This is a genomic window from Thermaerobacillus caldiproteolyticus (assembly GCF_015326725.1).
Classification (GTDB): Bacteria; Bacillota; Bacilli; order Bacillales; family Anoxybacillaceae; genus Thermaerobacillus; species Thermaerobacillus caldiproteolyticus.
Genome location: NZ_CP064060.1, coordinates 1301185 through 1313695, shown reverse-complemented (window position 1 = coordinate 1313695; position 12511 = coordinate 1301185). Strand labels below are relative to the sequence as shown.

The 12511-nt window shown below is 37.1% G+C and carries 11 protein-coding genes and 2 pseudogenes; 11 read left to right on the top strand and 2 right to left on the bottom strand.

Annotated features, from left to right (window positions below; genetic code table 11):
- Positions 1-17: 17 nt before the first annotated feature.
- The gene (locus ISX45_RS06420) at positions 18-410 is read right to left on the bottom strand and encodes a VOC family protein (RefSeq protein WP_181556933.1); all 393 of its coding nucleotides are present in this window, start codon (positions 408-410) and stop codon (positions 18-20) included.
- Between the two features lie 286 nt (positions 411-696).
- Between ISX45_RS06420 and ISX45_RS06415 the strand changes: the two are divergent.
- The 11 genes and pseudogenes from ISX45_RS06415 to ISX45_RS06365 form a co-directional block, all read left to right on the top strand.
- A pseudogene (locus tag ISX45_RS06415) lies at positions 697-810 on the top strand (ISNCY family transposase); the annotation flags it as partial.
- 93 nt (positions 811-903) lie between these two features.
- Positions 904-1729, top strand: a pseudogene (locus tag ISX45_RS06410) (ABC transporter ATP-binding protein).
- Positions 1707-2096, top strand: coding sequence for a hypothetical protein (locus tag ISX45_RS20040; RefSeq protein WP_323744662.1), 390 nt, complete (start codon positions 1707-1709; stop codon positions 2094-2096). Before ISX45_RS06410 ends, ISX45_RS20040 begins: the two are co-directional and overlap by 23 nt.
- 421 nt (positions 2097-2517) lie before the next feature.
- Complete coding sequence (locus ISX45_RS06400; RefSeq protein WP_194520630.1) at positions 2518-2709, top strand: DUF1572 family protein; 192 nt, start codon at positions 2518-2520, stop codon at positions 2707-2709.
- 622 nt (positions 2710-3331) lie between these two features.
- Entirely contained in the window at positions 3332-5089 is a 1758-nt protein-coding gene (locus ISX45_RS06395; RefSeq protein ID WP_194520298.1) for an ABC transporter ATP-binding protein, read from the top strand.
- A complete protein-coding gene (locus tag ISX45_RS06390; protein ID WP_194520297.1) occupies positions 5086-7104 on the top strand; it encodes an ABC transporter ATP-binding protein in 2019 nt (672 codons plus the stop codon). The genes ISX45_RS06395 and ISX45_RS06390 overlap by 4 nt, the downstream gene beginning before the upstream one ends.
- 557 nt (positions 7105-7661) lie before the next feature.
- Complete coding sequence (locus ISX45_RS06385; protein ID WP_181556934.1) at positions 7662-7928, top strand: hypothetical protein; 267 nt, start codon at positions 7662-7664, stop codon at positions 7926-7928.
- Between the two features lie 467 nt (positions 7929-8395).
- Positions 8396-9457: a PQQ-dependent sugar dehydrogenase gene (locus tag ISX45_RS06380; protein ID WP_194520296.1), complete on the top strand. Its 1062-nt coding sequence runs from the start codon at positions 8396-8398 to the stop codon at positions 9455-9457.
- A gap of 131 nt (positions 9458-9588) precedes the next feature.
- A complete protein-coding gene (locus ISX45_RS06375) occupies positions 9589-10365 on the top strand; it encodes a hypothetical protein (protein ID WP_181556935.1) in 777 nt (258 codons plus the stop codon).
- Positions 10366-10470: 105 nt separating this feature from the next.
- A complete protein-coding gene (locus ISX45_RS06370) occupies positions 10471-10692 on the top strand; it encodes a hypothetical protein (RefSeq protein ID WP_194520295.1) in 222 nt (73 codons plus the stop codon).
- 765 nt (positions 10693-11457) lie between these two features.
- Positions 11458-12150 (top strand): DUF2278 family protein, encoded by a 693-nt coding sequence (locus ISX45_RS06365; protein ID WP_194520294.1) that lies wholly within the window; start codon positions 11458-11460, stop codon positions 12148-12150.
- 103 nt (positions 12151-12253) lie between these two features.
- On the opposite strand, the gene ISX45_RS06360 is transcribed toward ISX45_RS06365, so the two are convergent.
- Positions 12254-12508 carry a hypothetical protein gene (locus tag ISX45_RS06360; protein ID WP_181556938.1) on the bottom strand — a complete coding sequence of 85 codons (255 nt, stop codon included), beginning with the start codon at positions 12506-12508 and terminating at the stop codon, positions 12254-12256.
- Positions 12509-12511 lie beyond the last annotated feature (3 nt).

Below are 12511 nucleotides of genomic sequence, written 5' to 3'. Positions count from 1 at the left end.
GGGACGTCAACTAACAGTTAGCTTTTTGCAAGGTTTAATTGCCATGAAACACCATATTTATCTTCCACCCAACCAAACTTTTCGCTAAATGGATAAGCGGCTAATGGCATTAGAACTTTGCCACCTTGCGATAACTGCTCAAAAACTCTATTTATTTCTTCTTCGGTATCACATGTTACAAACAGTGACATTGCAGGAGTAAAAGGGTGCTCTTGCTTGTTGCTATTATCAATAGCCATAAACGTTTGTCCTTTTAATGTGAATGTAGCATGTAATACTGTTCCATCTTCATGACGGAAAACACTATTTATTTCTGATTGATCAAATACAGAGGCGTAAAAATTCATTGCTTCTTCAGCCTTGCCATTGAACATGAAACACGTAGTAATTTTTTGATTTGAATTTCTCATTTCAACCAGCTCCTTTTATCGCATGTAAGAACGACATAAATTCTAGTCTCGACAAACGAGCGAATGTACGTTCCTATTACTGTATTATCTGTGATTAGAAACAGATTGTCAACTGTTACAATTTTATCTTTTTAAATAAGAAATCCTTGTTTTTGGGACTGATTATCATAACACAAAAATATATACATATATAGAACTTACTGGAGTTCACAAATGCGACGAAATTAGCTAAACCGATGGAGAATTTTTACTCACCAGCTATCACAGAAAAGTATGGGCTTCATAAGATGATGCGGCAGTGGCGCTAGAACTTCTTGCTTCTTTGCAGCAGTCGGATATCGAATTTGTATTGGGCGATGCCGCGTATGACAACGAAAAGGTTCGCCACACAGCGGAACAATTGAAATCAACACTTTTCTTATATGAACTTAGGATATTTGATAATATTGATTGATTTGTTATAATATTCTTAAAAATAGAGGTGTAGTATAAAATGGAAAATATTATAAACATGAAGAATATGTCCTTGATAAGAGAAAATCGAGTTATTTTAAAGGATATAAACTGGGAAGTCAAAGAAAAGGAACAATGGGCCATATTAGGTTTAAACGGTTCAGGGAAAACGTCCATATTAAATATCGTAACAGGCTATCAATATCCGACAAAAGGTGAAGTTTCTGTTTTAGGACATAAATTCGGACAAACGAACTTGCCTGAGCTTCGAAAGCAAATCGGGTTTGTTAGTAGTTCTCTTGACCGTTTTAATCAAACTTTAAGATCCGGAAACGGTAGAGGATATTGTGATAAGCGGTAAATTTGCTACGATAGGATTAGACGAAAATGTGACCAATGAGGATCGAGAGCAGGCTGAACAGCTAATGACATCTTTTCGAATCGATCACTTAAAAGGGAAAACGTATGACACATTATCAGAAGGAGAAAAAAGAAAGGTACTTATCGGAAGAGCATTAATGGCAAAACCGAAATTGCTTATATTAGATGAACCGTCTATAGGATTAGACATTTTAGCAAGGGAAGATATTTTATCATTAACGAAAGAAATTATTGCACATCAACAATGTCACGTACTATATGTCACTCATTATATTGAAGAAATTATAGAAGAGATGACCCACGTATTATTGTTAAAAGAGGGACAAATTGTAGCTGCGGGACAAAAAGAGAAAGTATTAACAGATGAATTTTTATCAGAGACATTTCAATTGACGATGAAAGTTCATTGGGAAAATAATAGACCATGGGTTTCCATACATAAAAATATTAGTTGTAAAAAATTTGCGAAGGCAGAATCAAAATAATATAGAGGAAACTTGGCACTCCCAAGTTTCCTCTATTGCTTTATGGCAGAAGGACGACAAAAGATGGCTCAAGAATGGTTTAGGTTTAAAAGATGCGAAGGGATTTGAGAAAAGGGTGAACAATTTATGGGTACTATTATTGATTATTACTCATCATTTGATGAATGGGGGGCTTGACCGTGAGCCTCTAGAATTCCAAATAAACTGGCATTACATAAAAAAGCACCTACCAAAAACATGGGGAACTCTAGATAATAGGGCTGAACCAGGTAAATATGCCATCAGATTGGGACAAGATGGATATAAGGTAACACTCACAGACCTTATACCAAAATTAGTTGAAACGCTAAGGAAAAAGCTAATGTGATAGGATTAATAAATCAATTTGATGGATTTTATGTTGCAGATGCAAGAGCCCTAAGTGTATTAAAGAGTGACCAGTTTGATGCTCTACTAATGATAGGACCGATTGTATCGTTTGCAATTAGAGCACGACCGTGATACAGCGGTTAAAGCGTTATATAGAGTAACAAAAAAGATGGAATTGTTTATGTAGGTTTTACTTCTGTGCCAAAAATTAGACATGTTCTTACATCATTGTTATCCCCTCAACATTGGAAGCCAAACGACAATATAAAATCACGTGGCTTTGCCACGTTAAATCTGATTGGCTCGACCAACATTGGTGCTGCTTTGTCACAGAACAGTGGGAAGATATTGAAAAAAACGTTAACTCAACTTATTGATCTACTAAAAAAAACAGCGACAAACCCTTATGTTTTGAGAATATCCACTCATTTGCTTTACATAATAATCCGGTTGTCAAGCACATAAGCGGCAACACGATTTCACGTTGTACCGGCTTTTTTATTTCAGACGGCGAAAAAACGAATAGAAACCGTGAAGATGGAATCCCCCTGATTGCTGAAAAAAGATGGGGAACATTTTTTTGTTTATTTTTAGAAATTATAAAAAAATAGAACTATGTGCTAAATAATCATCAAAACAATACAAGAAACAGAAAAGCAACCCGTAACATGTGGAAGAGCATAAACCTGAAATAGCTGATGGTGCAAAATAAACCAAAATTTGTTCAACTAATAAGTTTTTAAAAAAAACAGTTTACAAGTTAATTTTTTTTTTTTGGATATAATTTACTCTATAACATGATTTAGGAAGGAGGACGAAGACAATGACAACAATGATGAAAAGTGTAAAGCGTACAAGTGAACAGGTACGAACGATTCGTCCTTCCGATTATGTTATTGCCTTTATTCTTTGAAAGAGGTAGCCAACGCCGCAGGGGGGAGATCGTTTCCCTGCGGCTTTTTTGTGCCTTAAACCGCAGGGAGATTACTTTTCCTTGCGGTTTTTGTTATGGAAGGAGGTGAAAAACGATGACGATTTATTAATAAAATAGTGGATAATCACCATTTGTGTTCTTACAGGTTAGGTCGACTGTTATCTTTCCGTCGTTCAATAAAGAAAAATGTCAAGGGAGGAATGAGAGATGAAAGTGATATCAGGGACGTTCATGTTGTCTATTGGAGAGATGGAAAGCGGTTAGTAATCGTTGAAAAAAAGAAAAGGGGATGACTTATTGTGTTTTCGGTATTGTGGAAGCTGGGGTGGTTTTTTAAGCAACATTGGAGGCGGTATACGGTTGCTATTATGCTTTTAATTTTGGGTGGCGCTTTAGAAATGATTCCGCCCAAATTAATTGGAATAGCAATTGATGATATTTATATCGGCGGTTTAACAAAAGAGAAACTGTTTCTGTATGCGCTTTTGTTATTAGGATTAGCGTTTGTTATTTACGGTGTGAATTATACATGGATGTATCAGCTGTTCGGTGGTGCGTTTTTAGTAGAGAGAATATTACGCTCGCGCTTCATGAGACATTTGCTTAAGATGACACCAACCTTTTATGAAAAAAATCGCACTGGAGATTTAATGGCGAGAGCAACGAATGATTTAAAAGCGATTTCGACGACAGCAGGCTTCGGTATTTTAACGATGGTTGACTCAAGCGTATTTATGCTCGTTATTTTGTTTACAATGGGCGTTCTGATTAGCTGGAAGTTGACATTTGCGGCATTTTTGCCGCTACCAATTATGGCGGTTGCCATGAATATTTACGGAAAAAAAATTCATGAACGCTTCACAAAGGCGCAAGATGCGTTTGGTGAAATGAATGACTATGTGCTTGAATCGATTTCCGGTGTCCGTGTCATTCGTGCGTATGTGCAAGAAAAAGCGGATGAAGCGAAGTTTCAAGCATTGACAGAAGATGTGTACAACAAAAATATGAAAGTGGCGAAAATTGATTCGTTATTTGATCCAACGATTAAAGTGCTTGTTGGAATGAGCTATTTAATCGGATTAGGATACGGCTCTTATTTGGTGTTTCATAAAGAAATCACTCTTGGAGAACTCGTTTCTTTTAACGTGTATTTAGGGATGATGATTTGGCCAATGTTTGCCATTGGCGAATTAATTAATGTTATGCAGCGCGGCAGTGCTTCGCTCGATCGGGTGAATGAAACGCTCGCCTATGTTCCCGATGTGCAAGATCATTCGCAGCCGCTTTCAGTGAAAAAGCCTGAATCTATTGTGTTTGACAATGTTACATTCCGTTATCCGTCATCCAAAGTAAATAATTTAGAGAATGTGTCATTTTCGTTAAAACGAGGGCAAACGCTTGGAATTGTCGGACGAACAGGAAGCGGGAAAACAACGTTAGTGAAGCAATTGTTACGGGAATACCCGTTAGGTGAAGGAAACATTATGATTTCCGATGTACCAATTGAGCGGATTCCGATTGAGGATATTCAAGGATGGATTGGTTATGTTCCGCAGGATCATGTATTGTTTTCCAAAACAGTAAAAGAAAATATTTTGTTTGGTCGTAAAGATGCATCGGACGAAGAACTGAATAAAGCGATTGATTTAGCATCGTTCCGCAAAGATGTAGGTATGCTCCCTGAAGGGCTAGATACGTTAGTAGGAGAGAAAGGAATTGCATTATCAGGGGGACAAAAGCAACGGATTTCGATTGCCCGTGCCCTGCTAATGAATCCAGAAATTTTAATTTTAGACGATGCTCTTTCAGCTGTTGATGCAAAGACGGAGGCGGCAATCATTAATAATATTCGTCTCAAACGTGCCGGCAAAACAACTATTATTACAACGCATCGTTTATCCGCTGTTTGCCATGCGGATTGGATTATCGTTCTAGAGAACGGAAAGATAGTGGAGGGAGGCACACACGAACAGCTAATGGCACAAGATGGCTGGTACAAAGAACAATTTATTCATCAACAAGTAGAGGAAGTGGAAGAAAGCGAGGTGCTTATATGAATGTAGGAATGCGGTTATTTGCGTATGCCCTTCAGTATAAAAAAAATATTATTGTCGCGCTGCTTATGCTCTCAGTTTCAGTTGCTGCCGAATTAACAGGACCATTTATTGCTAAAAAAATCATTGATAAGCATATTTTAGGGATTGAGTTTTCATGGTACGAAACAAAAAAAGGAGAAGATACCATTTTATATAGAGATAAATGGTATAAACGCAAGGATCATTTCGAAGAAGAAGAACAGAAAGGAAAAGAAGTGCGCATTTTGCAAGTGGGCCGAGATTATTACTTTATTGATCGTGCAATAAAGTTTGATGGAGAGCGATCCATTCAAAATGGAACGCTAACAATTAGCCGCGGTGAGCAAAAAGCAGTATATCCAGCGAGAAAGCTATCCATCCAAGAGCTCCTAGGTTTTTATCAGCCAGAAATAGATCGTATCGTTTATTTGTTGTTCATTTACCTAGGATTATTAATTGCCGCAACGATTTTCCAATACGGACAACGCTATTATTTGCAAACGGCGTCGAATCGGATTATTCAAAAAATGCGAAATGATGTATTCGCACACATTCAAAGGGTGCCGATTCGTTATTTTGACAGTTTGCCAGCAGGAAAAATCGTTGCCCGCGTCACCAATGACACAGAGGCGATTCGCGAGCTATATGTAACCGTATTAGCGACGTTTTTTACCAGTGTCATTTATATCACCGGTATTTTTGTCGCTCTGTTTCTACTAGATATTCGCTTGGCGCTTGTATGTTTATTCCTAATTCCAATTTTAGTAATATGGGTAAAGATTTACCGCAAGTACGCTTCTAAGTACAACCATATCATCCGTTCCCGTATAAGCGGTATTAATGCGATGATTAATGAATCGATTCAAGGGATGACCATTATTCAAGCATTTCGTCGGCAAAAGGAAACGGAGCGGGAGTTTGAAGAGTTAAACCAAGATCACTTCACGTATCAAAATAAGCTCCTTAGTTTAAATGCGTTAACATCGCATAATTTAGTAGGAGTATTGCGCAACTTAGCTTTTATTGTGTTAATTTGGCATTTCGGAGGTGATTCCCTAAGCAATCATACGGTTTCTTTAGGGGTGCTTTACGCCTTTGTTGACTATCTAAACCGCTTGTTCCAACCAGTGACAGGGATGGTCAATCAGCTGGCCAATCTGGAACAAGCGCTTGTTGCTTCAGAGCGGGTCTTTACGCTTCTCGATGAAGAAGGCATCGATGTGTATGAAGGAGAAATGCCGCGTTATCAAGGGAATGTCGTTTTTGAAAATGTGTACTTTGGCTATAAAGAAGGCGAGTATGTATTAAAAGATATTTCGTTTTCGGCTAAGCAAGGGGAGACCATCGCGCTTGTCGGTCATACCGGCTCTGGAAAAAGCTCGATTATGAATTTGCTTTTCCGCTTTTACGACATTCAGAAGGGGAGAATATTAATTGACGGCAAAGATATTAAAGAAATTCCAAAACAAATGTTGCGAAAGCATATGGGCATTGTTTTGCAAGACCCATTTTTGTTTACGGGAACAATTGCTTCAAATGTGGGTTTAAATGATCCGCACATTACTCGCGAAAAAGTAGAGAAAGCGCTTCGTGACATTGGTGCAGAGGAACTGTTGAAAAACTTGCCTAGAGGGTTTGATGAACAGGTTATTGAAAAAGGGAGCACGTTATCGTCGGGACAGCGTCAGTTAATTTCATTTGCTCGGGCATTAGCGTTTGACCCAGCGATTTTAGTGCTTGATGAAGCGACAGCTAACATCGATACGGAGACCGAAACAATTATTCAGGAAGCGTTAGATGTATTAAAGCAAGGACGAACAACTTTTATTATCGCACATCGTTTATCTACGATTAAAAATGCTGATCAAATTCTTGTATTAGATCGCGGCACCATTGTAGAACGCGGCACTCATGAGGAATTAATGAAAAAGCAAGGAAAGTATTATCAAATGTATCAACTACAGCAAGGGAAAAATCAAACAACAAAGGTGAGCTAGCTGGTTGTGTCGTTCGTGCATTACTTTTGCTTCTTTCTTTCATGGGATAAAAAACAGCAAACATGGCTTAATTTTTACTATAAATGCTACATTTGGACATACTGTAAATGACGATGCTAACGGATGAAAGGTAGAAGTGATATGACAAAGGAAAACGACATGATCAACTCCACGGATGCTCCTTCCGTACAGGAAACAATGGAAGACATTTGGCGCAAAACGTGCGGGACATAGAAAAACTGTAATGAATCGAACGTTGAATCTTTCTTATCCAAGTGCTTGAAGCACAATATTGACCCGCAGTACTGCATGAATTGGATTACACAACATAGTGATCAAATTCCAAACCAATCGGCAGTTTTGAATAAAACTCGTGAATGGGTACATCAACATACTTCTACCGATTCACCTATCTCCGCATTAAATCAAATTACAGACTAAATACTAGGGAGCCACTTTGCTCCCTCACATTTTCTTACTGTCTCTCCCCATTGGAATTTAAGATATATTACAGTAAAACAGTCTATAAGTATAATCGACAAGAAGGAAGTGCTTTTATGTGGATCATTAAGACTCAGCATAAAAACGAGGATGGGGCAACAGTTGCACTTGAATTGGAAAGTGAAGACGGCCAATTCGATGCGAATATCAGATGGGACGGATGTATGGAAGTTCATGTTTATTCGGTTACTGAAGAAAAGCGTGAACTGCATGATACTTTTCATACCTGTGATGTAAAGGGATTTATAGAAAAGCTACAGTCTCTAAATGGAGTGTGTACGGAGTTTTTTGGAGAAGGAAGCTATTGGGAGGCAAAAAACTAACGATAAATCAGACGGTAAAAACGAACCATAACGTGTATATAGCGTCCGCTTATATTTACAGACCACTGCAAATTAAAAAGCGTTAGGCATGCTAACGCTTCCTTCTTTTTACAATCCACTTATTTAGAAATGTATACAATATAGAACTATATTCTAAATAATCAACCACATAAAAAAAATGAGGATAATAAGACTATAATTATACAAGTTAGTCTTAGGTGGTAATGCCATTAAACCAGAAAGTGTCAAACTGCCGCTTTACAAAATAATGGCAAAATGAATAACTTACGATGAAATATTTTCAAAGAAAATTTGTTATCCATAGTTAATGGAAGGAAATAAGATTAATTTAAGTAGAAATTCATTTTTATCGTAGCAGCCAAGTTCGATGCAGATGATTGATGGCTCTTAATTTTTAGCGGAATGACAAAAGTTGAAGACTCATCTTTATCGGGAGGGAAAATTTGATGAAGAAATATCCTCTTATCATGATCAGCATCGTTTTTCTGCTAACTGGCTGTTTAAAGCAAGAAGAAAACAGTTCTCAAAATGAACAACAAACAAGTAACAACGTCAATATGGAAATCGTTGCCCAAGATTTAAGTGTGCCATGGGCAATCGACTGGGACGGGACATCTTTTTATATTTCAGAGCGGACTGGCTCAATTGTAAAAATTACAGGCGACAGAAAAAATAGACAGAATCTCCATTTAGAAAAGAAGCTTTCAACGGCATCTGAAGCTGGTGTATTAGGTTTTGTGCTTCATCCTGAGAAAAAGAATTATGCCTTTCTTTACTATACATATGAGGATAAAAAAGGACAATTTAATCGTGTTGTAGAAATACGAGAAGAAAATAATGAATGGTTTGAAGAAAAGGTTTTGCTTGACCAAATTCCAAGCGGAAACGTTCATCATGGTGGAAGAATAAAAATCGGACCGGACAAAAAATTGTACATCACAACTGGAGATGCTACAGAACCGATGCTTGCCCAAGACAAGACATCTCTTGGGGGAAAAATTTTGCGTATGAATCTCGACGGCACCATACCGGACGATAATCCTTATTCCAACTCCCTTGTCTATAGCTATGGACACCGCAACCCACAAGGCTTGGCATGGGATGAAGCAGGTCAGCTTTATAGCTCTGAGCACGGCTCAAGTGCACATGATGAAATTAACCTGATTAAACCGAAAGGAAATTATGGCTGGCCTTTTATTCAAGGAAATGAGAAAGAAGACGGGATGATCGCACCATTGTTCCATTCAGGAGATCATACTTGGGCGCCATCTGGAATTGCTTATCATAATGGGATTTTGTATGTTGCACAGCTACGGGGGGAAGGTGTTTTAGCGTTCGATTTAAAAAATAAAACATATAAACAAATCGTTTCCAACGTAGGGCGCGTGCGGGATGTATTCATATTGAGAGATCATTTATTTTTTGTCACAAACAACACGGATGGAAGAGGGGTTCCATCCAATCATGATGACAAATTCATCAAAATGCCCATTCCGAAAGCTTTTTGATGCAAAGAAATACTCATTTTTCCGGATCGATAGTCCACACTGATCGAAGTTATCGAAATCGATAGGAAATAGTCATCAAGACATAAGTCAAGGAATCGATTAACCAATATAACAGGAGGTGATCATATCACATGCAAAAACAATTATTCACGGCTTTTCTTTTAATTCTTCTATTGTTATTAGTTTCTTGTTCATCAGAAGAAATGGTACAACGAGAAGGAAATCAAGTCAAAATGGCGACTGTTCAGAGCGAAAACATTGCTAATCAGAAAAATGTTGATACGCAAGCAGTAGCGGAACCGAAAAAAGATACTCCACAGCAAAACACTCAATCGCAAAAAGATCACAAGGTTACTACCGCTCCTGCTGATAAAACGAAAAATCTAACAACAAAAGAAGACGCAGCCAAGTCAATTACAAAAAGCGAAGCGCAGAAACAAGAGGTAAAAGACGTTAAACAGCCACAAGAATTCAAGAGTTCGACTAATCAACATCCAGCCAATAAAAAATCATCTACCAATGAGCAGAAGCAAACGAACACAGCAATCACTTATGATCAAGTGAAAAGAACTCTCCATAAAGGCATGAGTAAAGAGGAAGTGGAAGCGTTCTTAAAGGTTACAGGAGTGAAAATCGTCAGTGCGTTGGACGAGAAAACAATGTACCGATATGATATAGCTTTTCCTGACCATTATCAGTTTACCGCAAGCTTAACGGAAGATGGAACGCAATTAGATGACGTAGACATTGATGGGGTCAAAAAATATAAAGGGTCCATCGTCTTTGTGGAATATGATGAACAAGCCAATATAAAAGGATACTCTATTATCTATGTGGATGAAAAAACACAAAAAGTCCATGCCTACTATCATTACCCAACCTTTGAAAAAACGGATATTCTAGAATAATCCAAAAAACGACCGGCACAATCGTTGGTCGTTTTTTGGAGTGCAATCATAGCGTACCAAATTTGGATATGGACTCCACGTCATCAACTTTCTGAGAAGGAGATCATGGATTTGGAACAATGTCTAGAAAGTTACTCAAATGTTCGCCCCATCTATGAAATGGTGCAAGATGATCACGAAGCGATTCGTCAAGCAGACTACCAATTCGTTTTTACGTTGGCTTTTCCATCAGCTTTCCGATTCAAAACAGCCGTTTTATCAATATGCTCGGCGCTTGCGCAGCGATTTGCAGGCAGTAAAACATGCTTTTCTTCTCCCATACAGTAGGGGTACTAGAAGGGTAAATAAACCGGTTGAAAACTATTAAACGAATGATGTATGGCCGAGCTGGATTAGCTCTGTTAGAAAAACGTATTCTCTATAGGCTGTACTCATTATTTTAATAAAACAATAAAAATCCCCAATAGGATGATAGGTAATCATTCACCAAAAGAACGTAAGAACCAATTTTAAATCGTTGTTGACAATGACAGGAGAACGAATAAAATTTAATGCTAAAATTCACAACATATATATCATCTATAAAAAAACAAAAAGGAAACGTAAGGGAATACCCAAAATAGCGAAATCTTGATAGAAAATGTCAATAATACAAAGAACTTAAATATATACATTTCGTTCATCATACTTAAACGCATCCAAATGTTTAATTTCAAACCGAGGTGGGGAAACAGGGAACAGTCAAGCTATTTTGATGAAAAATCAATGATTAAAATATTGCTTTAGCGTGCTTTTATAGCTAATAGAATACTTTTATTTAAAACATACTAGTTAAAAAAGTAAACAGACTATCTCCGTTCATATTCAGATAGCCTGTTTAATAATTTTTTATAATATTTTTTCAATCGGTTTGCTTAGCAAAGATGAATGAAGAGCGTCTCTGTTTTTTAGAATTTTTTGAAGGTTTATTAGATGTAGATGTCGAATTCATGAGTAGGATTGAATAATTTTAGGAAGATTATTTGTGTATGTATTTAAGTTTTAAGCAATAAATGCATTTAATCATTATAAATGAACAGGAGATGACGGAATTTGTCTTTAAAAAATTATGGAGTTTTAAAAGGGAAACCGGTCGACTCTATGATGGGAAGAGGACAGAATTCTCATTATCAAGTTCTTATCAAGGATGATGAGGAAGGTATTCAATATCGAATAGCCATTAATATTAAATCTCAATCTTATCCTTCAGAAGTATTATATTTTGTTGGGGAGGATTTCCATTCAGAAGACATTACAAAGTTACCTGACTTAGAGTTTGGTTTTACTCCTATAAAAAATAATAACCCAGACATTGGGCTTGATTATATCAGAGGAAATTTATTCGATCCTGGAAAGATGATTCCTCTCCCAGCTGATGTAGAGGGACCAGATAACGATTTGAACGAAAAGATTCAATATTATATTAAGCAAGCTATTGATAAGAAGGCAATTATATACGCTTTTGGAGAGAGATGGGGCCCAGAGCAAAATAAACCTGATAAGTATTTTGGTTTTTTACCTGGTAATGGTATACATGATATTCATATGAACCAAGGAAATGTAGGGAGATGGAAAAAAGATAACGGGATATGGCAGGATGGGGGAATTCTAATACATTTTGAACAAGAGAAAAGGTGGGTAGCCATTTTTCTAGCTTTCCAATCTCAATCTTGGTGTACAGATGAAAAAGGAAATGCAATCAAAACAGTAGAAGAATGCAACCATAAAAATGTGAATAATCAGTAAAAAATGTTTTATACTGGACATTAACAATAAAAAAGTGTTTACCTTAGAGTAAACACTTTTTGTCGTATTTGTATTTAAGGTTTGTAAAATAAGACACAGTGTTCTATAACTGAACATTAATGTTTAATAGTTGCCGTTTAATATCCCACCCTTTAGGTTTCATATCTGGATTGAACCATTTTCCTCCATCTTCAATCCATTTTTTACGGTATTCCTCAAATGAAAGTCCTTCACTGTCATCATCAAATCCAAATTCAAAACCGCAACAATCACATATTTCATAAGAAGGATTACCATCATGATCATAAGGCATTTCTTCTAACCCATCATAACCACAAACCGGACAGATATTTTTCATTTT